The sequence below is a fragment of the Microbacterium sp. OR21 genome (genome assembly GCF_047306785.1).
Taxonomy (GTDB): Bacteria; Actinomycetota; Actinomycetes; order Actinomycetales; family Microbacteriaceae; genus Microbacterium; species Microbacterium esteraromaticum_E.
Genome location: NZ_JAZEXJ010000001.1, coordinates 392,977 through 419,357, shown reverse-complemented (window position 1 = coordinate 419,357; position 26,381 = coordinate 392,977). Strand labels below are relative to the sequence as shown.

23 protein-coding genes are annotated in these 26,381 nt (G+C 69.6%); 11 read left to right on the top strand and 12 right to left on the bottom strand.

Annotated elements, in window-relative coordinates; all coding sequences use genetic code 11:
* Window positions 1-11: 11 nt before the first annotated feature.
* Complete coding sequence (locus tag V2S04_RS01975) at window positions 12-485, bottom strand: adenylyltransferase/cytidyltransferase family protein (protein ID WP_071642064.1); 474 nt, start codon at window positions 483-485, stop codon at window positions 12-14.
* Window positions 486-669: 184 nt separating this feature from the next.
* On the opposite strand from V2S04_RS01975, the gene V2S04_RS01970 reads away from it, so the two are divergent.
* Together V2S04_RS01970 and V2S04_RS01965 are read left to right on the top strand one after the other, a co-directional pair.
* Window positions 670-1,959, top strand: coding sequence for a glycoside hydrolase 5 family protein (locus tag V2S04_RS01970; RefSeq protein ID WP_413636847.1), 1,290 nt, complete (start codon window positions 670-672; stop codon window positions 1,957-1,959).
* Window positions 1,960-2,005: 46 nt separating this feature from the next.
* The gene (locus V2S04_RS01965) at window positions 2,006-5,017 is read left to right on the top strand and encodes an alpha-mannosidase (RefSeq protein WP_413636846.1); all 3,012 of its coding nucleotides are present in this window, start codon (window positions 2,006-2,008) and stop codon (window positions 5,015-5,017) included.
* 353 nt (window positions 5,018-5,370) lie between these two features.
* Here V2S04_RS01965 and V2S04_RS01960 read toward each other — a convergent pair whose 3' ends face one another.
* Together V2S04_RS01960 and V2S04_RS01955 are read right to left on the bottom strand one after the other, a co-directional pair.
* Window positions 5,371-6,102 carry a hypothetical protein gene (locus V2S04_RS01960; RefSeq protein WP_413636845.1) on the bottom strand — a complete coding sequence of 244 codons (732 nt, stop codon included), beginning with the start codon at window positions 6,100-6,102 and terminating at the stop codon, window positions 5,371-5,373.
* Window positions 6,103-6,200: 98 nt separating this feature from the next.
* Window positions 6,201-7,586 (bottom strand): glycine--tRNA ligase, encoded by a 1,386-nt coding sequence (locus V2S04_RS01955; RefSeq protein ID WP_413636844.1) that lies wholly within the window; start codon window positions 7,584-7,586, stop codon window positions 6,201-6,203.
* A gap of 122 nt (window positions 7,587-7,708) precedes the next feature.
* Here V2S04_RS01955 and V2S04_RS01950 point away from each other — a divergent pair, with 122 nt between their 5' ends.
* On the top strand, window positions 7,709-8,113 hold the full coding sequence (locus V2S04_RS01950; RefSeq protein WP_413636843.1) for a VOC family protein: 405 nt from the start codon (window positions 7,709-7,711) through the stop codon (window positions 8,111-8,113).
* Here V2S04_RS01950 and V2S04_RS01945 read toward each other — a convergent pair.
* Together V2S04_RS01945 and V2S04_RS01940 are read right to left on the bottom strand one after the other, a co-directional pair.
* On the bottom strand, window positions 8,103-8,792 hold the full coding sequence (locus V2S04_RS01945; protein WP_413636842.1) for a GNAT family N-acetyltransferase: 690 nt from the start codon (window positions 8,790-8,792) through the stop codon (window positions 8,103-8,105). The genes V2S04_RS01950 and V2S04_RS01945 overlap by 11 nt on opposite strands.
* A 61-nt stretch (window positions 8,793-8,853) precedes the next feature.
* Window positions 8,854-9,231, bottom strand: coding sequence for a DUF4870 domain-containing protein (locus V2S04_RS01940; protein WP_413636841.1), 378 nt, complete (start codon window positions 9,229-9,231; stop codon window positions 8,854-8,856).
* A gap of 46 nt (window positions 9,232-9,277) precedes the next feature.
* Here V2S04_RS01940 and V2S04_RS01935 point away from each other — a divergent pair, with 46 nt between their 5' ends.
* The 3 genes from V2S04_RS01935 to V2S04_RS01925 are packed head-to-tail and all read left to right on the top strand — an operon-like array spanning window position 9,278 to window position 13,032.
* Window positions 9,278-10,078 (top strand): TspO/MBR family protein, encoded by an 801-nt coding sequence (locus V2S04_RS01935; protein WP_413636840.1) that lies wholly within the window; start codon window positions 9,278-9,280, stop codon window positions 10,076-10,078.
* Window positions 10,075-11,544, top strand: a complete 1,470-nt coding sequence (locus V2S04_RS01930) for a peptide MFS transporter (protein ID WP_413636839.1) — start codon at window positions 10,075-10,077, stop codon at window positions 11,542-11,544. The genes V2S04_RS01935 and V2S04_RS01930 overlap by 4 nt, the downstream gene beginning before the upstream one ends.
* A 45-nt stretch (window positions 11,545-11,589) precedes the next feature.
* The gene (locus V2S04_RS01925; RefSeq protein WP_413636838.1) at window positions 11,590-13,032 is read left to right on the top strand and encodes an MFS transporter; all 1,443 of its coding nucleotides are present in this window, start codon (window positions 11,590-11,592) and stop codon (window positions 13,030-13,032) included.
* 71 nt (window positions 13,033-13,103) lie between these two features.
* Here the strand turns inward: V2S04_RS01925 and V2S04_RS01920 are convergent, their stop codons facing one another.
* From V2S04_RS01920 to V2S04_RS01900, 5 genes are all read right to left on the bottom strand, one after another.
* Window positions 13,104-13,520: a hypothetical protein gene (locus V2S04_RS01920; RefSeq protein ID WP_413636837.1), complete on the bottom strand. Its 417-nt coding sequence runs from the start codon at window positions 13,518-13,520 to the stop codon at window positions 13,104-13,106.
* 34 nt (window positions 13,521-13,554) lie between these two features.
* Window positions 13,555-14,490 (bottom strand): serine hydrolase, encoded by a 936-nt coding sequence (locus V2S04_RS01915; RefSeq protein ID WP_413636836.1) that lies wholly within the window; start codon window positions 14,488-14,490, stop codon window positions 13,555-13,557.
* Between the two features lie 115 nt (window positions 14,491-14,605).
* The gene (locus V2S04_RS01910) at window positions 14,606-16,570 is read right to left on the bottom strand and encodes a M13 family metallopeptidase (RefSeq protein WP_413636835.1); all 1,965 of its coding nucleotides are present in this window, start codon (window positions 16,568-16,570) and stop codon (window positions 14,606-14,608) included.
* 191 nt (window positions 16,571-16,761) lie between these two features.
* The gene (locus V2S04_RS01905; RefSeq protein WP_413636834.1) at window positions 16,762-17,496 is read right to left on the bottom strand and encodes an NYN domain-containing protein; all 735 of its coding nucleotides are present in this window, start codon (window positions 17,494-17,496) and stop codon (window positions 16,762-16,764) included.
* 39 nt (window positions 17,497-17,535) lie between these two features.
* The gene (locus tag V2S04_RS01900; RefSeq protein ID WP_413636833.1) at window positions 17,536-18,093 is read right to left on the bottom strand and encodes a DUF1992 domain-containing protein; all 558 of its coding nucleotides are present in this window, start codon (window positions 18,091-18,093) and stop codon (window positions 17,536-17,538) included.
* Window positions 18,094-18,267: 174 nt separating this feature from the next.
* Between V2S04_RS01900 and V2S04_RS01895 the strand changes: the two genes are divergently transcribed.
* The 3 genes from V2S04_RS01895 (at window position 18,268) to V2S04_RS01885 (ending at window position 22,045) form a co-directional block, all read left to right on the top strand.
* Entirely contained in the window at window positions 18,268-19,671 is a 1,404-nt protein-coding gene (locus V2S04_RS01895; RefSeq protein ID WP_413636832.1) for a DUF222 domain-containing protein, read from the top strand.
* Between the two features lie 101 nt (window positions 19,672-19,772).
* The gene (locus V2S04_RS01890; RefSeq protein WP_413636831.1) at window positions 19,773-21,128 is read left to right on the top strand and encodes an MATE family efflux transporter; all 1,356 of its coding nucleotides are present in this window, start codon (window positions 19,773-19,775) and stop codon (window positions 21,126-21,128) included.
* Complete coding sequence (locus V2S04_RS01885) at window positions 21,125-22,045, top strand: hypothetical protein (protein WP_413636830.1); 921 nt, start codon at window positions 21,125-21,127, stop codon at window positions 22,043-22,045. The genes V2S04_RS01890 and V2S04_RS01885 overlap by 4 nt, the downstream gene beginning before the upstream one ends.
* Window positions 22,046-22,071: 26 nt before the next feature.
* On the opposite strand, the gene V2S04_RS01880 is transcribed toward V2S04_RS01885, so the two are convergent.
* Complete coding sequence (locus V2S04_RS01880; RefSeq protein WP_413636829.1) at window positions 22,072-23,787, bottom strand: acyl-CoA dehydrogenase; 1,716 nt, start codon at window positions 23,785-23,787, stop codon at window positions 22,072-22,074.
* Between the two features lie 180 nt (window positions 23,788-23,967).
* The gene (locus V2S04_RS01875) at window positions 23,968-24,588 is read right to left on the bottom strand and encodes a TrmH family RNA methyltransferase (protein WP_413636828.1); all 621 of its coding nucleotides are present in this window, start codon (window positions 24,586-24,588) and stop codon (window positions 23,968-23,970) included.
* A gap of 45 nt (window positions 24,589-24,633) precedes the next feature.
* On the opposite strand from V2S04_RS01875, the gene V2S04_RS01870 reads away from it, so the two are divergent.
* Entirely contained in the window at window positions 24,634-25,890 is a 1,257-nt protein-coding gene (locus V2S04_RS01870; protein WP_413636827.1) for an Nramp family divalent metal transporter, read from the top strand.
* Window positions 25,891-26,052: 162 nt separating this feature from the next.
* A complete protein-coding gene (locus tag V2S04_RS01865) occupies window positions 26,053-26,379 on the top strand; it encodes a hypothetical protein (protein WP_413636826.1) in 327 nt (108 codons plus the stop codon).
* The last annotated feature ends 2 nt before the right edge of the window (window positions 26,380-26,381 follow it).

Sequence of the window (26,381 nt, the reverse complement as noted above, 5' to 3'; positions counted from 1 at the left end):
CGCCGGCAGCCTCACCCGCGAGCGAGTCTCTCGGCTTCCTTCGCGGCGACGATCTTGCGCAGGCCCGAGCTCGAGAAGCGGTGGTTGCGGCTGTTGAAGTACAGCTCGATGCCCGCCTCCTCGCAGTAGCTGCGGCCGGTGAAGTCACGCTCTTCGTACTCGTCGCCGACGATGCGCACGTCGAGCTTGAAGGAGCGCAGGATGTCTTCGAGGTCCTGCTCGGTCGAGTAGGGGACGATCTCGTCGACGTACTCGCAGCCGCGGAGCTGGATGTAGCGCTCGACGACCGTCTGCGTCGGCGCGTTCTTCTCGGGACGATCGAGCGTCGGGTCCATCTGCAGACCGCAGATCAGGTAGTCGCACTGCCGCTTCGCCTCGGCGAGCATCATGATGTGCCCGGCGTGCAGCAGGTCGAAGGTGGAGAAGGTGATCCCCACCCGGGGACCGGGGTTGTAGTCCTGGTGCTTCTTGACGGTCTCGCTCATGGCGTCCTTCCGTATGGCTTCAGAAGATTCTATTGGGGCGCAACCCGGGTAGACGACGCCGGGCACCCGCCGGTCGCAGCGATCGGGCCGACGGTCGTGGGATACGCTCGACCGAACCGGGGCGAGCCTCCGACAGGATGACCGCCTCTCCCCCGCCACGCCATGCCGCGAAGGAGCGACAGCGATGTCCGCCACCTCCCCTCTCCGCTTCGGGGCGAACTACACGCCGTCCACGAACTGGATGCACTCCTGGCTCTCGCTGAACCTCGATGACGTCCGCCGCGACTTCGCCGGTCTCGCAGAGCTGGGTCTCGACCACGTGCGCATCTTCCCGCTGTGGACCGTGCTGCAGCCGAACCGCTCGCTGATCCGTGCCGAGGCCGTGGCCGACGTGCGTGCTGTCGTCGACGTCGGCGCCGAATTCGGACTCGACGTCAGCGTCGACGTGATCCAGGGGCACCTGTCGAGCTTCGACTTCATCCCCTCATGGCTGTACACCTGGCACGACAAGAACATGTTCACGCACCGCGACGCACTCAGCGGGCAGGTGGCGCTCGTCGAGCGCCTCGCCGAGTCGCTCGGCGACGCGAAGAACTTCCTGGGGTTCACGACCGGCAACGAGACCAACCAGTTCTCGGCGTCGGTGCACCCCTCTCCGTGGCCGGTGACCACCACCGAGGCGGCGAACTGGATCAGCACGCTGCTCGACGCCGCCGAGTCGACTGCCCCTGATCAGGAGCATGTGCACAGCGAGTACGACGCCGCCTGGTACCTCGACGGGCACGGCTTCACGCCGGCTCTCGCCGCACGTCTGGGGGCGATGACCACCGTGCACTCATGGATCTTCAACGGCACGGCGCAGCGGTACGGCGGCCGCTCCGCAGCATCCGACCGCCACGCCGAGTACATGATCGAGGTGTCGCGCGCCTTCGCGACCGACCCGCGGCGGCGCACCTGGCTGCAGGAGGTCGGCGCCCCCTCGAACTGCCTCACCGACGACGAGATGCCGGGCTTCCTCGAGGCGACCGTGCGCAACGCCGCCCGCACCGACGACCTCTGGGGCGTGACCTGGTGGTGCTCGCACGACGTCAGCCGCTCGCTCGTCGACTTCCCCGAGCTGGAGTACTCCCTCGGCCTGATCGACCAGTCGGGCGCCGCCAAGCCGATCGGGCGGCGCTTCGCCGAGATCATCCCCGAGCTGCGCGAGCGCGGGCCGCGGGTGCCCCGCGAGCTGGGCATCGTCATCGAGGTCGATGGTGACGACACCCCGGTCAACCGTGGCGCCCTCGCGCCGGGCGGTCCGATCTTCGAGGCGTGGGTCCAGGCGTGCGAGAGCGGCCTAGACGCCGCCTTCGTGACATCGACCCAGGCGGCGGATGCAGCCGTGCTCGCCTCCCGCGGGATCACCGAGCTCGTGCATCCCGATCTCTCGAAGCCGGTCGCCGCCTACTCGTCCAACAACACCGTCGTCTGAACAACACCGTCGTCTAAGCGAGACGATCCCACCGCAAAGGACCCCGATGCACGAAGAGACCTCGCTCACCGTAGGACGCGTCAACCGGGTGCTCACCGAGCGCGTCCGCCCGGCCATCCACTCGGCCCGGGTGCCGCTCGAGATCGCCACGCACCAGCTGCCCGGCGAGCCGATCACGCCCGCCGAGGGACTCGCCCTCGACTTCCAGCCGTTCACCGCGGGCAGCGCGTGGGGGCCGGCCTGGGGCACGACCTGGTTCCGCGTGCGCGGCGAGGTGCCCGCCGAATGGGGCGGCAAGAAGGTCGAAGCGCTCATCGATCTGGGCTTCGACATCAACATGCCGGGATTCCAGTGCGAGGCACTCGTCTACCGTCCCGACGGCACGCCGGTGAAGAGCATCAATCCCCGCAACCAGTGGGTCCCGGTCGACGCGGTCGCCGGGCACCCCGTCGAGCTCTTCCTCGAGGGTGCGGCCAACCCCGTGCTGCTCGACTACCACCCCTTCCTGCCCACGCAGGAGGGAGACATCCGCACCTCCTCGCCCGAGCCGCTGTACCGCGTGCGCCACATGGACCTCGCGGTCTTCGAGCCCGAGGTGTTCGACCTCTCCCTCGACCTCGAGGTGCTGATCGAGCTGCAGGCAGAACTGCCCGAGACGAGCCCACGGCGTATGCGCATCCTGCAGGCCCTCGACAATGCGCTCGACGTGCTCGACCTGCAGCGCATCGTCGAGACGGCGGGTGACGCCCGCGCGCAGCTGGCAGAGGTGCTCGCCTCTCCCGCCGACGCGAGCGCGCACCGCATCGCCGCGATCGGTCACGCGCACATCGACTCGGCGTGGCTGTGGCCCGTGCGCGAGACAATCCGCAAGGTGGCCCGCACCACCTCGTCGATGACCGCACTCATCGACGAGCAGCCTGACTTCCTCTACGGCATGTCGAGCGCGCAGCAGTACGCGTGGATCAAAGAGCACCGCCCCGAGGTCTTCGAGCGCGTGCGCGCCGCGGTCGCCGACGGCCGCTTCCTGCCGCTCGGCGGCATGTGGGTCGAATCCGACACGGTGATGCCCACCGGCGAGTCGCTCGTGCGCCAGTTCTCGCACGGTCAGCGCTTCTTCGAGCGCGAGTTCGGCATCCGGTCGAAGGGCGTCTGGCTGCCCGACAGCTTCGGCTACTCCCCCGCCCTGCCGCAGCTGATGCGCCGGGCGGGCTTCGAGTGGTTCTTCACGCAGAAGATCTCGTGGAACCAGCGCAACGTCTTCCCGCACCACAGCTTCCTGTGGGAGGGCATCGACGGGTCGCGCATGTTCACCCACTTCCCGTCGATGGACACGTACAACTCGCAGCTCTCGGGCATGGAGGTCGCGAAGGCCTCGCGCCAGTTCAAGGAGAACCGCGTCGCGACCATGTCGATCGCCCCGGTCGGCTGGGGCGACGGCGGTGGCGGCACCACCCGCGAGATGACCGGCAAGGCCGCACGCCTGGCCGATCTCGAGGGCTCGGCGCAGGTCGAATGGAAGCATCCGGATGCCGTCTTCGACGACGCCAAGGCCGAGCTGACCGACCCGGCCGTCTGGGTCGGCGAGCTGTACCTCGAGCTGCACCGTGGCACGCTCACCAGCCAGCACGCCACCAAGGCGCTGCACCGCTGGGCCGAGCAGGCGCTCATCGAGGCCGAGCTGTGGGCGGCGACCGCCGCGGTGCGACTGGGCGCCGAGTACGACTTCGAGGAGTTCGACCGGCTGTGGCAGCTCGTGCTGCTGCACGAGTTCCACGACATCCTGCCCGGCACCTCGATCGCGTGGGTGCACCGCGAGGCCGTCGAGGTGCTCTCGCAGGTGCTGGCGGATGCCGAGGAGCTGTCGACCGCGGCACGGCAGGCGCTCGCGGGCGAAGGCGATCGCGCCCTCGTGTTCACTCCGACCTCGGTCGGCGGCGGACGTGCGCTGGGCTCGCGAGCCCTCGAGGCCGGCGCGCAGGCTGTCGAGGTCGCACTGCCGGAGGTCGCACTGTCGGAGGTCGACGGCGGATACCGTCTCGAGAACGACCTCGTGATCGTCACCATCTCTCCCGAAGGCCTGATCACCTCGGCGATCGACAAGGCAACCGGGCGCGAGGCGATCCCCGCCGGCAAGCCCGCCAACCTGTTCCAGCTGCACCAGGACTTCCCGAACATGTGGGACGCGTGGGACATCGACCGCTATTACAAGAACCGCGTCGACGACCTCACCGCCGTCTCGTCGTTCTCGGCATCCGTCGTCGACGGCGCCGCCGTCGTGAAGGTCGCCCGCGAGTTCTCGCAGTCGACCATCGCGCAGACGATCGTGCTGCCGGCGGGCTCGCGCACGGTCATGCTGCGCAACGACATCGACTGGCACGAGACCGAGAAGCTGCTCAAGCTCGCGTTCCCGCTCGACGTCTTCGCGCGCGAGACCCTCGCCGAGACGCAGTTCGGTTTCCAGCGCCGCGTCACGCACGTGAACACCAGCTGGGAGGCGGCCAAGTTCGAGACCTCGATGCACCGCTTCGTGCTGGCGCAGGAGGACGACGGATTCGGCGTCGCGCTGGTCAACGACTCGATCTACGGCTTCGACACCTCGCGTGACGTCGACGGAGACGACGTCACCACCACCGTTCGCCTGTCGCTGCTGCGCGCTCCGCGCTTCCCCGACCCGGACACCGACCACGGTCACCACGAGATCGAGGTGGGTCTTGTGATCGGAGCAGATGCCGAGATCGCGACCGCCGAGGGCATCAAGCTCAACGCGCCGGCGACGGTCGTCCGCGGCGCGAACGAGGTGGAGCCGCTGGTCTCGGTGACCGGCGCTGGCATCATCATCTCGTCGGTGAAGCTCGCCGACGACCGCTCCGGCGACGTGATCGTGCGCGTCTACGAGTCGCTCGGCCGCCGCACCACCGGCACGCTCTCGGTGGCGTTCGAGCACACGGGCATCCGCGAGGTGAGTCTGATCGAGGACGACCTCGACGACCCGCGCACCGGCGGTGAGCTGGCGCTCAAGCCGTTCGAGGTGCGCACCCTGCGCATCACCCGCGCCTGACACCCCACTTCTCGCTCCCGTATGAGTACGTGAGCGTGGTGGGCGGGCGACCTCTTATCGCTGCGGAAGGAACGGGGGATCTTTCGGGCGCGGACGGGTGCAAGAAACGGGCTCTCTCGGCGAGGCTGGATGCAAAGCCACCCACGCGCGAAGGAGCCGCACAATGGACCGCGAGAACGACCTCATCGACACCGACGCCCTGCTGCACATCGGCCGCCCGTACTGGTTCGACCGTCATCCGTCGCAGGCCGAGGGCGAAGACTTCTGATCAGGCGCTGATCTGTGAACGGGCCGCCTCCGGAGACCCCGGAGGCGGCCCGTTCACGCGTGTGCAGCGCGAAGGTCGACCCGCGTCAGCGTCTGCTGCGGGACGAACGGTCGGCGAGCGCACTCCCGATCAGGAACAGCAGAAGCACCGCCACGATGCCGCGCACGATCCACAGACCCGGCTCCCAGATCACCTCGTACTCTCCGGGCAGGCCCAGGATCGCCGCGACGAGCGGGACGGCCGCCGCCTTCCCGACCGCAGCGAAGTCGGTGGACAGCGCACCCACGATGCACAGCGCGGCCAGGAGCAGCAGCACGACCGGCCAGACGTACATCCCGGCCGTCCCCTCGCCACGCACGGTGGCGCGGACGGCTTTCACCAGCAGGGCGATCGGGAACACGATGAAGAACCACACCAGCGCCCCGAGGAGCATGGCGAGCGCGACGAACACCGGGATCCAGATCAGCATCCATGGGCCGTCGCTCAGGAAGTAGTCCGGCTCCCGCACCACGGCGACGCAGGACCCCGCGAGGATTCCCGCCGGCAGCACACCGGCGATCCACCACAGGAACGAGCGGCGCACACGAGGAGCACCCGGCATCTCCTCGAGCGTCCGCATCGGCCGCTCCAGGCGGACGGCTGTGACTGCCGACATCCACAGCTGAATCACGATCGCCGACGCGATCATGGGGATGCCGAACATCCCCATCATCGACGCCGCACCGTCTGCGTCGCGGAGATCCACCACGGTCAGCAGCAGCCAGGCGACGGCGAGCGCGAGCACCACGACCACCGCCGTCGGGCGGGTGATGGACACCGACTTCGCATCAGGGGTCCGTGCGGACTTCGCCCCACCGATGCTGGTTCGAGCCGACCTCGTCCTGCGGGCGCTCACCGGATCCCCCACCCGGCCGGTCAGGCGCCGCGCAGCCGCTCCACGAGGTAGGCCTCGAGGCTTTCGAGCGGCACTCGCTCCTGGCCCATGGTGTCGCGGTCGCGCACGGTGACGGCGCGATCGTCGAGCGAGTCGAAGTCCACGGTGACGCAGAACGGCGTGCCCACCTCGTCCTGACGGCGGTAGCGGCGGCCGATGGCGCCGGCGTCGTCGAAGTCGACCGTCCACGTGCCGCGCAGCGTGTCGGCCACCTCGCGCGCCAGCGGCGACAGCCGCTCGTTGCGCGACAGCGGCAGCACGGCGACCTTGATCGGGGCGAGGCGCGGGTCGAGCTTGAGCACGGTGCGGGTGTCGGTGCCGCCCTTGGCGTTCGGCACCTCCTCCTCCTCGTACGCGTCGACGAGGAAGGCCATCATCGCGCGGGTGAGCCCGAACGACGGCTCGATCACGTACGGCGTGTACCGCTCACCGGAGGCCTGGTCGAAGTACGTCAGCGACTGACCCGACGCCTCGCTGTGGCTGGACAGGTCGTAGTCGGTGCGGTTGGCGACGCCCATCAGCTCGCCCCACTCCGAACCCTGGAAACCGAAGCGGTACTCGAAGTCGATGGTGCCCGCCGAGTAGTGCGCACGCTCGTCTTCGGGCACGTCGAACTGACGCATGTTCTCGGGGTCGACGCCGAGGTCGATGAACCAGTTCCAGCAGGCCTCCACCCAGTGGTCGAACCACTGCTTCGCCTCCGCAGGCGGCACGAAGTACTCGATCTCCATCTGCTCGAACTCGCGGGTGCGGAAGATGAAGTTTCCGGGCGTGATCTCGTTGCGGAACGCCTTGCCGACCTGGCCGATGCCGAACGGCGGCTTCTTGCGCGATGCGGTGAGCACGTTCGAGAAGTTCACGAAGATGCCCTGCGCCGTCTCGGGACGCATATAGTGCAGGCCAGACTCGTCGTCGACGACGCCGAGGTAGGTCTTCACCAGACCCGAGAACGACTTCGGCTCGGTCCACCGGCCGCGGGTGCCGCAGTCGGGGCAGACGATGTCGGCGAGACCGTTCTCGGGCTGCCGGCCCTTCTTGGCGACGAACGCCTCGACGAGGTGGTCTTCGCGGTGGCGCTTGTGGCACTGCAGGCACTCGACGAGCGGGTCGGTGAAGGTGGCGACGTGACCGGATGCCTCCCACACGCGCTTGGGCAGGATGATCGACGAGTCCAGGCCGACCATGTCGCCGCGGCCGCGCACGAACGTCTGCCACCACTGGCGGCGGATGTTCTCCTTCAGCTCGGTGCCGAGGGGGCCGTAGTCCCAGGCCGAACGCGAACCGCCGTAGATCTCACCCGCTTGGAAGACGAACCCGCGGTGGCGGGCGAGGGCGATGACCTTGTCAAGACGGGACTGTTCGGCCACGGTGGCTCCAATGGTCGGATGCTGCGGGTGAGAGGCCCGTGAGCACGGGCATCCCAATCCTACCCGCGACGCTCTTCCGGCATGCCTGGCGCGGGTGGGATGCTGGGGCGATGGATCAGCGCGTGAGCTTCATCACCCTCGCCGTCGCCGACGTCGCCCGCACGCGGGCGTTCTACGTCGACGGGCTGGGCTGGCAGCCGATCTTCGAGGCCGACGAGGTCATCATGCTGCCGGTCGCGGACCGCGTCATCCTGTCGCTGTGGAGCGTTGCGGGATTCACCGCCGAGATCGGCGCGGCACCGGCATCCGGAATCGCTCCGATCACCCTGGCGCACAACCTCGCCACCGAGGCTGAGGTCGATGCCGTTCTCGCAGAGGCTGCGGCGCTCGGCGCGACAGTGACGCCGGCCACCCGGCGCGATTGGGGCGGCTACTCGGGGTACTTCGCCGACCCCGACGGATTCCGGTGGGAAATCGCCGTCAACCCCGGCGAGACCGGGGCGTTCGTGCTGCCGCCTACTCGGTGAAGAGGTAGCCGCGCTCGGTGTCGAACCCGGCGATGCGCAGGCCGCGGCCGAGCAGCTCCTCCATCTCGCCGCGCAGGCGCAGGCGCCACTCGTGCGCGGCCTCGGGGTCGCTCACGCGCATCGCCTCGACATCGGAGGGGATCTCGAGCGTCGCGACCACCGATTCGGATGCCGGGGGCTTGGCGATGTCGGCCAGTGCCCACTGCACGTCGAGGCGGTCGCTCTCGTCTCCGGCATCCCCGCCGCCGAAGATGCCGTAGCGGTTCACCGAGTACCCGCTCACCCGTGCACCGAGCACGGTGAGGAAGAAGTGCGCGTTGCGCGCGACGAGCGGATCGTACGTCCACGTGATGCGACCGACCTCGCGCGAGAACGCCCACTGGCGCTGGTGCTCCTTGAGCTCGCGCCCCCATCCGCGGCCGCGGTACTCGGGCAGCAGGGCGGTGATGTGCGAGTGCATCGTGCGCCGCGCCGGCTCGCCGAAGAAGGCGATCGACGCGCCGACCATGCGCTCCTCACCGTCGCTGTCGTCGAACAGGCCGACGACGTAGTTGCCCGAGTGCTGCAGGGCGCGCAGGGTGCCGGCGTCGATGACGCGGTTCTCACCGCGGATCGAGTCCAGCAGCTCCTGGGCGTCGATGATCAGTTCAACGGTGTCGAGATCTCGGATCGTGCGCACGATGTCAGTCTGTCCCTCTCGGAGCGATTGCGGAAACGCGGCCGGATGCCCGGGCGCCGCGTCAGCGGACGAAGCGGATGGTCATCGGATACTCGTACGGCCACCCGCCGTTGGCCTTGACCGCGGCGATGATGCTGAAGACGATGTTCAGCACCCAGGCGGCGAGCATGATCAGCAAGCCGACCAGCACGATCGAGAGCAGAGCGCCGACGAAGTACGCGATCAGCAGGGTGAGCTGGAAGTTCAGCGCGTTCGCGGTGTGCGCGCGCACGAACGGCCCGCGATCCTTCAGCACCAGGTAGCCGATCAGCGCCGGCAGGAACTGGAACAGGATGCCCCCGACGTGCACCAGCGTCGACCACATCTTCTCGTCCGACGGACTCATCGGCTGAGGTGCTGCCGCGTAGGGCCCGTACTGCGGCGGGGGAACATTGCTCATGCCGTCAGCGTACCGGGGCGCTCCCTCGGCCGGTAAGGTCGACGCCATGAACAGCACCGGACGCGACATCGCACGGCAGGCGACCATCATCGCCGCGGCGGTGTTCATGCTGATCGGGGCGGCCGTCGGCGGCGGGGCGTTCGGCGGCGAGGCGGTGGCCGAGCTGCAGAACGGTGCACTGTCGGCGCAGGGCTCGTACCTGGCTCCCGCCGGCCCGGCGTTCGCGATCTGGTCCGTCATCTACCTCGGCCTCGCCGCCTACACGATCTGGCAGGCGCTGCCCGCGCAGCGGGCCAACCCGCGACAGGTGCGCACCGGATGGTGGATCGCGCTGTCGATGGTGCTGAACGGCCTGTGGCTGGTCGCCGCCCGCTATCTCACCCTGCCCCTGACCGTCGTGGTCATCGCGCTGCTGCTCATCGTGCTGGCAGTGGTGATCGTGCGCCTCGGCCGGCGGGCCGCCGGTTGGCTAGAGCTCATCCTGCTCGACGGCACCATGGGCCTGCACTTCGGCTGGGTGACCATCGCCACCGTCGCGAACGCCGCGGCCTGGCTCACGCAGTCCCTGCCGGACGACCTCGCGGAGCAGGCGGACGTATGGGGTGTGGCGGTCCTCGTCGTCGTCACGATCATCGGCGCGCTCAGCGCGCTGGTCACCCGTCGGATCGCTCCCGCTCTCGCGACCGCGTGGGGGCTCGCGTGGCTCGCCGTCGGACGTCTCACCGGCGAGCCGCACAGCACGGCGATCGGCATCGCCGGAATCGCGGCCGCCGTGGTCATCGTGCTGGCCGGGATCGCCGGCCGCGCCCGCGTCCGCGAGCCCGCGGCGCGTACCCTGGAGGGATGACGACCGAGTCCTCCGCCGACCAGTCGGCGCACAACGACACCCGATTCTTCGGACAGCCGCGCGCCCTCGCTCATCTGTTTGGCGTCGAGATGTGGGAGCGCTTCAGCTTCTACGGCATGCAGGGCATCCTGCTGATCTATCTGTACTTCAGCGTCACCCGGGGCGGGCTGGGACTCGACGAGGCGGTCGCGGGCGGCATCGTCGGCGCGTACGGCGGATCGGTCTACCTCTCCACCATCCTCGGCGCGTGGCTCGCCGACCGGCTCTTCGGCTCGGAGCGGGTGCTGTTCGGCAGCGCCGTCGTCATCGTCGCCGGTCACCTCTCTCTCGCACTGCTCCCGGGGCTGCTCGGCGTGGCGGTGGGCCTGGTACTCATCGCCCTCGGTTCCGGAGGACTGAAGGCGAACGCGACCTCGGTCGTCGGCACGCTGTACTCTGCCGAGGATCCGCGCCGCGACGCGGGCTTCTCGCTGTTCTACCTGGGCATCAACCTCGGGGCCTTCTTCGGACCGATCCTCACCGGCCTGCTGCAGTCCACCGCCGGCTTCCACTGGGGCTTCGGACTCGCTGCCGTGGGCATGACCGCGGGACTCATCCAGTACTCCTTCGGCCGACGCGGTCTGCCCGACTCCGCCCGGGAGGTGCCCAACCCGCTGCCGCGCGGTCGCTACCCTCTCGTCGCCGTGATCGCTGTGGCCGCACTGGCACTGATCGCCGTGCTCGTGCTGACTGGCGTCGTGCGCGCCGACAACCTCGCCACGATCGTGATCATCGCCGCACTGGCGGCCACCGTGGCCTACTTCGCCGTCATCCTCTCCAGCAGCCGCATCACCGCCGTGGAGCGCTCGCGGGTGTGGGCGTTCCTGCCGCTTTTCGTGACGAGCGTCGCATTCTGGTCGCTGTACCAGCAGCAGTTCACGGTGCTGACCGTGTACTCCGACAAGCGGTTGGATCGCACTCTGTTCGGCTGGGAGATGCCGGTGTCGTGGGTGCAGTCCATCAACCCGGTCTTCATCATCGTGCTCTCCGGCGTGTTCGCGGCACTGTGGACGCGGATGGGCAAGCGTCAGCCGGCGACCCCGCTGAAGTTCGCGCTCAGTGCGATCGTCATGGGCGGTGCGTTCCTGCTGTTCCTGCCCTTCGCCGGCGGCGGCCCGAACTCCACTCCGCTGCTGGCGATCGTCGGCATCCTGTTCGTGTTCACGGTCGCCGAGCTGCTGCTGTCGCCGATCGGTCTGTCCGCCGCCACCAAGCTCGCTCCGGCCCGCTTCCAGACCCAGATGGTCGCGCTGTTCTTCTTGTCGGTCTCGCTGGGCACGGCGATCTCGGGATGGCTGGTGAGGTTCTACGATCCGACGAATGAAGTGCCCTACTTCACCATCCTCGGCCTCATCGCCGTCGCCGTCGGCGTGGGTCTGGGGATCTCGGCGAAGCCGGTGCTGAAGCTCATGAAGGGCGTCAGCTGACAGGCATCCGCATCCGGCGTCGCCGTGAGCCGGTAGCCTTCTTCGGTGGGCGGTGCGGATGACAGAGCGAGGAAGCGGCTCTCCCGCACACCGTCGCGAGGGGCGATCGTCGCGGTGCTGGCGTTCGTCGGCCTGTGCTCGGCGTTCATGTTCACCCTCGTCGTGCCGCTGCAGGCCGAGCTGCCGAAGCTGCTGAACGCCTCACGCGAGGACACCAGCTGGGTGGTCACGATCACCCTGCTCGTGGCCGCGGTGGCGACTCCGATCTCGGGCCGCCTCGGCGACATGTACGGCAAGCGACGCGTCGTGATCGCGCTGCTCGCCCTGCTGGCCGTCGGCTCGATCGTCGCCGCACTGTCGACGTCGATCATCGGCGTGATCATCGGCCGCGCACTGCAGGGCGCGACGACCGGGGTCGTTCCGCTGGGCATCGCGATCATGCGCGACGTGCTGCCGCCCGAGCGGCTCGGCACGGCGGTGGCGCTGATGAGCGCGACCATGGGGGTCGGCGGCGCGGTCGGGATGCCGGTGGCGGCGTTCGTCGCCGAGAACGCCGACTGGCACGGACTGTTCTGGCTCGCCGCCGCGCTCGGTGTGATCGGGCTCGCGCTGGTGCTGCTCGTGGTTCCGGATGACGTGCTGCTCGCGCCGGGACGACTCGACGTCATCGGGGCGCTGGGCCTGGCCGCCGGCCTCACCGGCCTGCTGCTGTACGTCTCGCGCGGAGCAGAGTGGGGATGGACCTCGCCGTTCGCGCTCGCCTGCCTGATCGGCGGACTCGTCGTGCTGGGCGTCTGGGCCTGGTATCAGCTGCGGGCGAAGGAGCCGCTGCTCGACCTGCGCGTCGCCGCGCGCCCGGCCGTGCTGTTCACGAACATCGCCGCGATCGGCATGGGCTTCGCACTCTTCTCGTCGAACGTGACCTTCCCGCAGATGCTCGAGCTGCCGCGCGAGACGGGATCGGGCCTCGGCCTCGACATGTTCGCCGCGGCCATGGTGGTCGCGATCTCGGGCGTGATGATGATGATCATCTCGCCGCTGTCGGGGTGGCTGGAGCGCACCGTCGGCCCTCGACCGCTGTTCACCGTCGGCACCGCCGCGATCGTGCTGGCCTATGCGTTCGTGCTGATCTGGTCGACCGAGATCTGGCACTTCGTCGTCGCGAACGTGCTGATCGGCATCGGCATCGGGTTCGCCTTCGCCGCCATGCCGATGATCATCATGCGCGCCGTGCCCGCACACGAGACCGGCGCGTCGAACGGGCTGAACGCCCTGTTCCGCTCGGTCGGCACCTCGACCGCGTCGGCGGTGATGGGCGGGGTGCTCGCCGCGATGAGCATCGAGGTCGGCGGGCGCGCGATCCCCACCCGTGAGGCGTTCGAGGTGTGCTTCTGGCTGTCGATCGTCGCCGGGGTGATCGGCTTCGCGCTGACGTTCCTGATCCCCAGGCATCCGGCGGCGGAGGCGCATCCGGCCCTTCCCCGTTGATTCGACGGACGGCGTCCGCCGGACACGCACCCGGCGTTCAGCCGACCTGACGAACTCGAGCGCGGTGATGGTCAGCGGGCGAGAGTCCGGCCGTCCGAGTCGCCGGCGACGGCCGGGCGAAGCCGCCGGGGCGCGGGCCAGGGCAGCGTGAGCTGGTCGGCGGGCGGCCGCTGCATGTCGCCGAAGTCGTCGACCTTCACGACGATCCGGCCTGGTTCGTCCGTCGGCGGCGTCACCTCGACGAAGCGCACCCGCAGCGGCTCCGCCGCCTCGCCTTCGAGCATCCAGACGTCGGCGAGCCAGGCGAGGCCGACGGCTTCGAGCGCGGCTTCGGCGTCGAGCCAGTCGACAGCCGCGGATGCGGGGCGGCCGAGCACATCGATCGCGACCCACGCGTCCGCCTCAGGGCGATGGGGATGTTCGGGTCGGATCCAGCCGAGCAGCTCGCCGTCATCGCGGCGATGCGGGATCCAGTCTTCGGGCAGCATCCCTCGACAGTAACGGCGTACGCACCGTCGCGCTTCAGTGGGTGTACTCCATCAGGTCGGTGCCGAGCACGCGGGACGCGTCGTGGGCGCGCAGCCGGTGGCTGATCGAGAGATCGTCGAAGCAGACCGTCAGCGCGTAGGCGACTCCGGCACGGGGCCCTGCCAGCACGCCGGCCTCGGCCCGCACGCCGCGGTCACGACCGGTCTTGTTGATGAAGAGCAGGCCGTGGGCGTCGTCGTCGTGCGCGAACGGGTCGAGCCCGGTGGCGGATGCGACGAGGCTGAGGTCCTGGTTCAGGCTGAGCCATTCCGCGACCTGCGCGCTGACCGCGGCGTCGACCACTCGCGAGTCGACGAGCGCTGCGAAGAGGCGGGCGAACTCGCGGGTCGTGCCGACGGCGACGTGCGGGGCGTCGTCGGGCCCGCGCTGATCGCGGAATCGATCGAGCACGGCGCTGCGAGGCATCCCGAGCGACACCATCCGGGCCTGCACGCGCTCGTGGCCGACCGCGTCGAGCAGGGCGTTCGCGGCGGTCGGGTCACCGGCGACCGCGGCGAGCACGGCCAGGTCGACGAGCGGCAGAGCCGGCGCGCGCAGGTGCCGCCACAGGCCGGATCTCGTGACGAGCTGCTCGTCGACCCGGTCGATGATGCGCAGCGGGTCGATCGCGTGCGATGCGAAGCCGGCCGCGACCTCGACGAGAACCGGCACCACGCCGAGACCGGCGATGGGCAGCGGCACGTGGTCGTCACCGGAGAGCACCACTCGGCCGGAGTCGAGCTCGGCGACGTGCACCGACACCTGCGCTCCGCTCTGCGCCAGCTCTTCGAGTCGGCGCAGCGTGGGCGCGAACGAGCGGCGGTCGACGGCCGCGCGCCGCGGGATGCCCCGGCCCCCGCGGGCGCCGCGTCGACGAGTACCGGGCACGCCGGATGCCGATTCGGGGCCGGATGCGGACGACGGGACCACGCGCGGTGTCCTAACAGCGAGAAGCGGAGGCGGCGGCTGCGAGGATCCACCCCTCCCGGGGATCCCCCTATGCCGCCGTCATCCTATCCGCGCGTCCTGAACGCCGGAACCGACCTCACCAGATGGTGACGCGCTGCTCCTCGGGCAGGTACAGAGCATCGCCCTCGTTCACCTCGAACGCCTCGTAGAAGGCGTCGATGTTGCTGAGGATCTGGTTGCAGCGGAACTCGTTCGGCGAATGCGGGTCGATCGTGAGCAGCCGGATCGTCTCGGCCTCCCGGCTCTTCTGCTGCCACACCTGCGCCCACGACAGCAGCAGACGCTGGATGCCCGTGTACCCGTCGATCACGGGCGGCTCCTCGCCGCCGAGCGAGAGCTCGTACGCCTTCAGTGCGATGCCCAGCCCGCCGAGATCGCCGATGTTCTCACCGATCGTCAGCGCGCCGTTCACGGTGTTCTCCTCGCTCAGGCCCAGCGGCACGAGCGCGTCGTACTGGGCGATGAGCGCCTTGGTGCGCTCTTCGAACGCCGCACGATCGGCATCCGTCCACCAGTCCTGCAGGCGACCGTCGCCGTCGTACCGGCTGCCCTGGTCGTCGAAACCGTGGCCGATCTCGTGACCGATCACCGCTCCGATGCCGCCGTAGTTCGCGGCCGCATCGCGCTTCGGGTCGAAGAACGGGTACTGCAGGATCGCGGCGGGGAAGACGATCTCGTTCATCAGCGGGTTGTAGTACGCGTTGACCATCTGCGGCGGCATGAACCACTCGTCGCGGTCGATGGGCTTGCCGACCTTCGAGACCTGGCGGTCGTGCTCGAACACCGTCGCGCGGCGGGCGTTGCCGACGAGGTCACCGGGGTCGATGTCGACGCCGTCGTAGTCGCGCCACACGTCGGGGTGACCGATCTTCGGACGGAAGGTGTCGAGCTTGGCGAGCGCCTTCTCGCGCGTCTCGGGGCTCATCCACTCCAGCTTCCGGATGCTCTGGCGGTACGCCTTGATGAGGTTCGCGACCAGCTCGTCCATGGCGGCCTTCGACTCTGCCGGGAAGTGCCGCTCGACGTAGATGCGGCCCACGGCGTCGCCCAGCGAGCCCTCGACGAGCGAGACGCCGCGCTTCCAGCGCTCGCGGATCGACGGGGTGCCGGTGAGCTCGGTGCCGTAGAACGAGAAGTTCTCGTCGATGAAGTCATCGGTGAGGTAGCCGGCCATGCCGTGCACGACCTTGGCGCGAAGCCAGGCCTTCCAGTCGTCGAGGCGCTCGGCGACGAGCAGCGCACCCAGGCCCTCGAAGAAGCTGGGCTGGTAGACCACGAGCTCGTCGAAGGCGCTCGGGTTCGCCGCCGCCACCGCATCCCGCCAGGGGGCGAGGTCGACCCCGACCAGCGACTGGAACTCGTCCCAGGTCTTGAGGTTGTAGGTCTTCACCGCGTCGCGGGAGGCCACGTTGTCCCAGTGATGACCGGCGATCTCGTGCTCGAGGCCGAAGGCGCGGTCGGCCTGGCCCGCCGGGTCATCGATCTCGGCGAGGGTGAGGATGCGCTCGAGGTGCGCGCGGTAGGCGGCGCGGGTGCCCTCGAAGCTGTCGAGGCGGTAGTAGCTCTCGTCGGGCAGCGACAGGCCCGCCTGCACGGCGAACGGCACGTAGCGCTCGGGGTTACCGGGATCGGGTTCGATGAAGACGCCGATCAGCGCGGCGATGCCGTCGCGGTCGAGCGTGCCCACGGTCTCGAGGAACGACGGGATGCTGTCGATCGCGTCGGCCTTCGCCAGCTCAGCCTGCAAGGGCGCGAGGCCGACCTGGGCGATGCGATCGGTGTCCATGAAGCTGCGGAACAGGTCGCCGACCTTGCGCTCGAGGGTGCCCTCGGCGGCGTCCTGCGACTCGACGATGATCTCGCGGACGTCCTTCTCGGCCTGCTCGGCGAGCATGTGGAACGACCCCCAGCGCGCCTTGTCGGCCGGGATCTCGGCGGCCTCGAGCCACGCGCCGTTGACGTGGCGGTAAAGGTCGTCCTGCGGGCGGATGTCGGAGCTGAACTCGGAGACGGCAAGGCCGGAGGGCAGTACGTCGGTCATGCCCTCCACCCTATGCGGCGGCGCCGACCTCGGGCCCGCGGCGACCTGGCCTCGCGCGGGTGGGCGCCGTGGTGCACGCCGCCGTGAGCGCGGTGAGGGATGGGAAACGCCGGTGACCGGGCATCCGCACCGGCGTTTCCCATCTCTGAACCGGCGAGGCGCGCGGATCCGCGGATCGATCGGCGCGGAACTCAGCCGCCGGACTTCCGCCGGTCCTTGATCCGCAGACCTCCGGCGGGCAGCGCTTCGACGAGGAAGAGATCCGTCGCGCGAACCAGCTCAGAGAGCTTCGCGTAGCCCCAGTTGCGAGAGTCGAAGTCCGGCTGCTGCTTGCGGAGCAGACCGCCGACCGCTGCGAGGTTCGCCCAGCCGTCTTCATCGGACGCAGCGGTGATGCTCGTGCGCAGCCCGGAGATCAGCTTGGTGTCGCCGCGCAGTCTTCCCTGAGGTACCGCCTCGATCACTTCGGAGGCGCGCTCGGCTGTCGGCTCGTCGAGCACCTCGAGGTAGGTGAACCGGTCGCAGGCGTTGCGGAATGCCTCGGGTGTCTTCTTCTCGCCGAAGCCGTAGACGGTGATGCCCTCTTCTCGGATACGAGCGGCGAGGCGCGTGAAGTCGCTGTCGGACGACACGATGCAGAAGCCCTGGAAGCGCGCCGTGTAGAGCAGGTCCATGGCATCGATGATCAGTGCACTGTCGGTCGCGTTCTTCCCCACGGTGTTCGCGAACTGCTGGATCGGCTGGATGACGTGCTCACTCGCCGCCGACTTCCACGTGCTGAGCTGCGGGCGGGTCCAGTCGCCGTAGATGCGTTTGACGGATGCCGTGCCGATGCTCGCGATCTCTGCGAGCACCGCGCCGATCTTCGTCGGCGACACGTTGTCGGCATCGATGAGCACGGCGAGAAGGTCACGGTTCTGTGGCATCCGATCGGTCACAGTACGAGTAATAGCAGACGCGTCGCATCAGCGCCGCCACCAGCGTCGAGCGCGCCGCGGCTCGGCATCCGGAGCTGTCTCGCCGCGGGCATCCGCCTGCCGCGCCGCCCGGCGTTCGCGCCAGGCCGCCACCTCCGCCTCGACGTCGCGCGGCTGCGTGACCACCGGTGGGCCGCCGAGCAGCTGCCGGCGCGCCTCGATCACGCGGCGATTGAAGTCGGCGAGCACACCGCGCACATCCTCTTCGCGGCCGAGCTGATCGAGCTCGCCGTCGAGCTCACGATCCTCGACGCGCAGCATGAGCGCGGGAGGACCGAGACCCGACAGATTCTCGGTCTCGATCTTGCGACGGATCCACCAGTCGGGGTCATGGTGGGTGCCGAGTCCCTCGAGCGGCTTGCCGGCGCCGGGCAGGTTGTCGAACTCGCCGCGACGGATCGCGAGCTGGATGGCCGTCTCGACGAACTCCGCCTTACTCTGCGAGTTCAGCACCGTCGGCGCTTCGTTCTCCGGCTCGGCCTCCATACCGTGGCCGGCGTCGCGGCGCGCGCGGTAGCGGGCGGCATTGCTCATCGCGTCAGACATGGCGGGCACCTCCGTGCGATCCAGCGTACGCGGGCGTCGGTGGCCGGGCGTAGATTTCCTTCTCATCGGAGGGGTGGATGCTTTCGCATATAGTTTCGACAGTCGTGGAGAAGTGGTACAGTTTTCTTCGTAGTTTTGCTTGACTTGCGGCTGGTCGGCGTTTAGGCTTTTCACATGTCAGCACCCGCTCTGGACCCGTTGCGAGAAGCCGTCACGGCCCTCGCCGGGGTGTGGGCGGATGCCGGCTCCGCGGCCGACCTGGACCGGTCGGACCTCGTGTCGATGACCCGCGCCATCGGCTCGGCGCGGCGGGCGCTGGATGCGCTTCAGGCCGACGTGGCCGCGGCCATCGCGCACGAATCCCGGCCAGAGCTGGGAGCGGACTCGCTGGCGAAGCAGCAGGGGTTCCGCAACACCGCGCAGCTGATCGCGACCACCACCGGCACCAGCGCCGGAGATGCGGCGCGGCTGGTCAAGGTCGGGGAAGCCATCGCGCCACGGCAGAACCTGCTCGGTGAACCCGCCCCGGCGAAGTACCCGGCCGTGCAGGGTGCCGTCACCTCCGGCCGGTTGGGCGGCGCCGGGGCGGCAGTGATTGTGGAGTTCCTCGACCGGGCCCGCATCGGGGCCGACAAAGGCCTTGTGGCGGATGTCGAGCAGCAACTCGTCGACCGGGCGGTCGGGCTGTCGCTGGATGACGTGCGCCGACTCGTCAAGCGCGCCGAAGCCGTGCTCGAAGCCGACCGGCTCGAAGCGCGGGAGGAAGAGCGCCGGGCGGCGCGGTCGCTGAGCATGTTCGAACGCGACGGGATGCTGCGCCTGAACCTGATCACTCCCGTCGAAGAAGGCGCCGCCATCAAGGCGGCGATCGACGGGTACGTGACCGCGCAGTTCCAGGCCCGCAAGAACATGGCCGACGTCGGCGTCGTCGATGCGGATGGGGTCGATGCCGATGCGGTGGATGCGGATGGGGTCGATGCCGATCGGCGCACCGTCACCATGATGCGCGCCGACGCCCTCGCCCTGTTCTGCGCCCACGTGCTCGACTGCGACAGCCGGATGCCCGTCAGCGGCGCCACCGTCATCGTGCGGATCAACGCCACGGACCTCGAAGCGGGCACGGGAGCGGGAAGCATCGACGCGCTCGATCAGCCGATCTCCGTCACCGCGATCCGGCGGATGGCTGCCTCCGGTGGGGTGATCCCCTGCGTGCTCGACAGCGCCGGAGAGATCCTCGACTGGGGACGCGAGAAACGCCTGTTCACCAGGGCTCAGAAACTCGCCCTCGTCGACAGAGACGGCGGATGCGCCATGTGCGGACTCCCACCGAACATGACCGAAGTGCACCACATCGACTGGTGGAACCGAGACACCGGACCCACCGACCTTAACAACGGCATCCTGCTGTGCTCGACCTGCCACCACCGCATCCACGACAACGCCTGGGAAATCCGCATCGAGAACACCGACACCCACTCCGGCACCAGAGGGCGAGTGTGGTTCATCCCGCCACCCCACATCGACCCCACCCGCACACCCCGCCCCGGCGGCAGAGCCCGCTACGACATCGCCGCCTGACCTCACCGGCGGGACCGCACCCGCGTGGCCTCACCCGCGGGACCGCACCCGCGTGACTTCACCCGCGGGACCGCGTCCGACCCACCCCATAGGCTCGTGAGGTGGCATCCACCGCATCCCCCGCGCCTTCCCCCGCATCCCCGTCCCCCGCGCTCAACCGCGAGATCCTCCGGCTCGCCGTGCCCGCGCTCGGCGCGCTGGTCGCCGAGCCCGCCTTCCTGATCCTCGACTCGGTGATGGTCGGCCACCTCGGCACGTCGCCCCTCGCCGGCCTCGGCATCGCCAGCGCCGTGCTGCAGACGATCGTCGGGCTGATGATCTTCCTCGCGTACTCCACCACGCCCGCCGTCGCCCGCCGGTTCGGCGCCGGCAATCCTGGCGACGCCGTCTCGGTAGGCATCGACGGCATGTGGCTCGCCCTCGGGCTCGGCGCCGTGCTCGCCGCCGCCGGAGCGCTCGCGAGCCCTGCGCTGATCGCCGCATTCGGGGCATCCGACGCCGTCTCCACCGAGGCGCAGACCTACCTCACCATCTCGATGTGGGGCCTGCCCGCGATGCTCATCGTCTTCGCCGCCACCGGACTGCTGCGCGGCATGCAGGACACCATGACCCCACTGTGGATCGCCGGGCTCGGCTTCGGCGCCAACGCCGTGCTCAACTGGATCTTCATCTACGGGCTCGGCTGGGGCATCGCCGGTTCCGCCTTCGGCACCGTCACCGCGCAGTGGGGCATGGTCGCCGCCTACGTCGTCGTCATCCGCCGCCTCGCCCTCCGGCACGGCGCTTCGGTGAAGGCGCAGCGCAGCGGCATCCGCGGCACCGCCCGCTCGGGCGGATGGCTGTTCCTGCGCACCGTCAGCCTCCGCATCGCGCTGCTCGCCACCGTCGCCGTCGCGACCGGCATCGGCACACGCGAGCTCGCCGGGTGGCAGATCGCCTTCACCATCTTCTCGACCGCCGCGTTCGCGCTCGACGCCCTCGCCATCGCCGCCCAGGCGATGATCGGCAAGAGCCTCGGCTCGGGCGACCTCGAACAGGTGCACCGGGTGCTGCGCCGCACGGTCGCGTGGGGCGCATGGTTCGGCGTCATCGTCGGCGCCGCCATCGCCGCCCTGTCGGGGGTGATCGGCGTCGTCTTCACCGGGGATGCCGAGATCGGCGCGCTCGTGCAGCCCGCGTTCCTCGTGCTCGCCGTCGCGCAGCCCGTCGCGGGGATCGTGTTCGTGCTCGACGGCGTGCTGATGGGCGCCGACGATGCCCGCTACCTCGCGGTCGCCGGCCTGCTGAACCTCGTGCCGTTCCTGCCCGCGCTGTGGGTCATCGCCGCCACGGGCGTCGACGGCACCCCGGGCCTCGTGTGGCTCGCCGTCGCCTTCTTCGGCATCTACCTGCTCGCACGCCTCGGCACCCTCGGCTGGCGCGTGCGCACCGACACATGGACGAAGGTGGGAGCATGAGCCTCTGGAACCGACACGACGACAAGAGCTGGGTTCCGGATGCCTGGCCCGGCGACTCCGCGACCGTCGAACGCCGCCTGCGTGACGAGCTCCTCACCGAGATCGCCGACAGCCCCGACATGCGCGTCTCCGGCATCGACGACATCCGCACCACCGTCGATCTCGACGGCACCGAGATCACCCACCTGCTCATCGACGCCACCGGCGTGAAGCTGAAGATGAAGCCCGCGCCCGGCGCGACGCCGCGACCGGAACCGGACGCCCGACCCGAGCCGGACGTCATCGCCCGCACCCCGGGGATGCTGCGCTTCGCCCGCATCACCGCCGATCCGGTGAACATCCAGGGATATGACGTCCGCATCGACGCGACTCTGCAGAACGTCGCCTTCGACTGGGCCCGCTACGCGACGCCCGTGCGCGCGGACCGACCGGCGACGGCGTTCGCAATCGCGGATGCCGACGACCCGGGCAACCCGAGCGGCGCCTTCTCCGTGCGCATGCGCGCCGACGACCTGGGCCCGATGATCGAGTCGGTCGCACGCCCGCTGCTGAAGGAGTCGGGCATGCGGCTGCGCAGGCTCGACACGACCGTCACCGCCGACGCCGAGCAGAACGTCGCGGTCGACGCCGTCGCGGGGGTGCGCTGGAAGATCTTCTTCGCGACCGTGCGCGCCCATGCCGAGGTGCACGTCGAATCCGACGCGATCCTCACCGTGAAGACCGTGCGCCTGAGCAGCCGCAACCCGCTGATCGCCCTGGCGCTGCGCCTCATGCGCGAAGAGCTGCGCGAGGCCGAGGGTCGGCGGATCGATCTCAACGCCGAGGCGGCCGCCGACGGCGCGAGCCGCACCATGTGCGTGCACGACCTGCGCGTCCGCGTCGCACAGCACATCGAGGTCTCCGGCCGCATCGGCTGAGTCCACGCGTTCGCCTGCCTCGGCGGTCAGACCACCTCGCCCGCCGCGACCGTCTCAGCGAGCATGTGCACGCGCGGCAGGTGGTGCGCACCGTAGAAGTCGGCCGAGACGAGGCGTGCGGCGTCCGCAGCATCCGGAGTCTGGTGCGCCAGCACAGCGGCGACCGCGAGGGCGTGCATCCATCCCCCGGCCAGCGTGCCGAGCAGCATCAGGTACGGCACGCTGACGCCGTAGGCGTCGCGGGTCACACCGAAGCCTACGACGGCTGCCGTCGCGCGACGGGCCGCGTCGACCGCGCGCTCCAGTCGGTCGGCGGTCCGCCGCGCGACCTCGTTCTCCCGGCCCCGAAGCGCCCCGACTGTCTCACCGATGAGACCGAAGAGCGCCTCGGCCGTCGCTCCGCCGTCGCGGATCACCTTGCGCCCGATCAGGTCGTTCGACTGGATGGCCGTGGTGCCCTCGTAGATCGGCATGATGCGAGCATCCCGGTAGTGCTGCGCGACGCCGGTCTCCTCGATGAAGCCCATGCCGCCGTGCACCTGGATGGCGTCACTGGTCAGCGCGACGGCGTCTTCGGTGGCCCAGCCCTTGAGAATCGGCACGAAGAACTCGGCGAGCGCTCCCGTGCCGTCTGCGTCGGCCCGATCGAACAGGTCGCCGACGTAGACGCCCAGCGCGCGCATCGCGAACAGGCGGCTCTGCATCGACAGCAGCAGACGGCGCACATCCGGGTGCTCGGCGATCGGCGTACCCGCGGGGCGGTCGAGCACCGGGCCCTGCAGACGACCCGCGGCATACTCGACGGCCTGCTGGTAGGCGCGGTCGGAGATGCCGGTCGCCTGGAAGCCCATGCCCGCTCGCGCGGAGTTCATCATCACGAACATGCCCGCGAGCCCGCCGCCGACCTCCCCGACGAGGTAGCCCGTCGCATCCTCATAGGCGAGCACGCAGGTGGGGCTGCCGTGGATGCCGAGCTTGTGCTCGAGCGCCACCGTCGTGACGGCGTTGCGCTCCCCAGGCTCGCCCGACGCGTCGGGCAGGAACTTCGGCACGACGAACAGCGACAGGCCCTTCGCGCCGGCCGGTGCATCCGGCGTGCGCGCGAGCACGAGGTGCACGATGTTCGACGCGACGTCGTGGTCACCCCAGGTGATGAAGATCTTCTGGCCGCTGACGCCCCACGTGCCGTCGCCGCGCGGGGTGGCGATCGTGCGGATCGCGCCCAGATCCGTGCCGGCATCCGGCTCGGTGAGGTTCATCGTGCCGGTCCACTCACCCGAGACGAGCTTGGTCAGGTAGGTCTCGCGCAGCTCGTCGGACGCCGCGGCGTCGAGCGCATGGATCTGTCCGGCGGTCAGCAGCCAGCACAGCGCGAAGGCAGCGTTCGACGCGTTCCAGATCTCGCCCAGCCCCGCGCGGATCGAGCCGGGCAGCCCGTCGCCGCCGGCCGACTCGGGCGCCTCGGCGCTCACCCAGCCCGCCTCGACGAACGCCTGGTACGCCTCGGCGAACCCGGCCGGCAGGCGCACCTGGCCGTCTTCGATGCGGGCGCCCTCGCGGTCGCCGCTGGTCTCGAGCGGCGCGAGGACGGATGCCGCGAACTCGCCGGCACCCGCGATGATCTCGGTCGCGTCCTCGGCCGTGAACGCACCGCCCGTCGCGCGGGCGGGCAGGTCGAGACCGAACGCCTCGCCGAAGAGGAACCGGTAGTCGTCGACCGGGGGGACGTAGTCGGATGCCATGGCGCACTCCATTCGCGTGAGACTGAGAGTCAGTTTACGCGAGACTGCGTATCAGCGAAACGGCGGCGAAGGCGCGAGTCCTGTCGTCAGGGATGCCTTGCGTCGGTTCACGCGGCCGCCGACCGACGCGAGGCATCTACGAGCGCGTGCGCACCGCGCCCGTCGCCCGCCGGCTCGCGCTCAGGCGTACCGGCGGCACCACTCGTACATCACCACGGCGGCCGCCGCGCTCGCGTTGATCGAGCGGGTCGAGCCGTACTGGGTGATCTCGATGTGACCGGATGCGGCGGCCAGCGCCTCATCCGAGAGGCCCGGCCCCTCCTGCCCGAACAGCAGCACGCAGCGCTCGGGCAGGTCTGCGCGGTCGACCGGCACCGCCTCGCCGACGTTGTCGACGGCGATGATCGGGATGCCCTCGCGCGCAGCCCATGCCGTGAACGTCGCCACATCGGGATGGTGCACCACGTGCTGGTACCGGTCGGTGACCATCGCGCCGCGCTTGTTCCAGCGGCGACGCCCGATGATGTGCACGGTGTCGGCGAGGAACGCATTGGCGCTGCGCACGATCGAGCCGATGTTCATGTCGTGCTGCCAGTTCTCGATCGCCACGTGGAACGGATGCCGCTGCGTGTCGAGGTCAGCGACGATGGCATCCATCCGCCAGTACCGGTACCGATCGATCACGTTGCGGGTGTCGCCGTGCGCGAGCAGCTCGGGGTCGTAGTGCTCGTCGGCGGGCCACTCGCCCGGCCACGGGCCGACGCCGTACCCAGGCTGCGCCTCTGAGCCCGTCTCTTCCATCACGTCTCAGCGTAGCCGTGCGCGCTGGAGGTGCTATTTTTAGGCATGCCGAAAAATCTGCTCGCCGCGCCGCGCGTGGGCCACCCGTGGTGGCGCAGCGCCTGGCTGCTCGGGCCCGCCCTCGTCGCGGGAGTCGCGTACCTCGACCCGGGAAACGTCGCCAGCAACATGACCGCCGGCGCGCGCTACGGCTACCTGCTGGTCTGGGTCGTCGTGGCGGGAAACGTGATGGCCTGGCTGATCCAGTACCTCTCGGCGAAGCTCGGCATCGTGACCGGGCAGAGCCTGCCCGAGGTTCTCGGCACGCGCATCCGCAACCGCTGGGCCCGACGCGCCTACTGGCTGCAGGCGGAACTCGTCGCGATGGCGACCGACATCGCCGAGGTGCTCGGCGGAGCCGTCGCGCTGAACCTGCTCTTCGGCATCCCGCTGCTGCTCGGCGGAGCGATCACCGGCGCGGTCTCGATCGTGCTGCTCGCCATGCAGACCCGCCGCGGGCCGCGGCACTTCGAGTTCGTCATCATCGGCCTGATGGCGATCATCGTGATCGGGTTCATCGCCGGTCTCTTCGTCGCCCCGCCCGATCCCGGCGGCGTGCTCGGCGGGATGCTGCCGCGCTTCGCCGACAGCGATTCGGTGCTGCTCGCGGCATCCATCCTGGGCGCGACGGTCATGCCGCACGCCATCTACGCGCACAGCGCGCTGACCCGCGACCGGTTCGGGTTTGAGGAGGAGTCGCGTCTTCCCAGCATCCGGATGCTTCTCTCCGTCACCCGCTGGGACGTGACGATCGCCATGGTCATCGCAGGCTCGGTGAATCTCGCGATCCTGCTGCTCGCCGCCGCGAACCTCGCCGGCGTCGAGGGCACCGACTCGCTCGAGGGAGCGCATGCCGCGATCACCGCGAGCCTCGGGCCGATCATCGGCACGCTGTTCGCGGTGGGGCTGTTGGCGTCGGGGCTCGCCTCCACCTCCGTCGGGGCGTACGCCGGAGCGGAGATCATGCACGGGCTGCTGACCATCCGCGTTCCCGTGCTCGCGCGGCGCCTCGTCACCCTGATCCCCGCGCTGATCCTCGTCGGCGTCGGGTTCGACCCGACCCTGGCCCTCGTGCTCAGCCAGGTGGTGCTGTCATTCGGCATCCCGTTCGCGCTCGTGCCGCTGGTCACCCTCACCGCTCAGCGTCGCACGCTCGGCGAGCACGCGAACCGGCGCCTGACGACCGCGCTCGGGGTCGTGTTCGCCGCTCTGCTGATCACCCTGAACGCCGTGCTGCTCTGGCTGGTCGCCACCGGCGCCTGACCTCTTCTCTGCGCGCCGCCCTTTTTCGTCGAGAGCACCACATCTCGACGAGTGCACCGCTCGTATACGTCGAGAAGCGGTGCGCTCGGCGAGGTCCCGTGCTCTCGACGTGAAATCGGCTCGCAGAGGGAGCGCATACCCACCCCCGGTAGGCTCGAGGGCATGCCCTCCTCCCCCGCCCGGAAGCACCGCGACGACTCCGAGGCGCGCCGCGCGATGCAGCTGAGCACCTGGTTCGCGCTGGGCGCCGCGGCGCTCGGAGTGCTGCTCATCGCCCTGCCGAACCTGCTGCCCGCGGGCGGCCCGTGGGTGCAGCTCGGCCTCGGCGCATTGACGCTGTTCCTCGCGTTCCGCGCCCGGTCGATCGGCATGCGCGGAGTGAACGACTACGACGGGCGACTGTCGCTGCTCGCCGCGATCGCCGGCTTCGCGATCCTCTTCTTCGCCGGCAACGCCGCGTTCACCGTGCTCGCTTCGATGAACGGCTGACC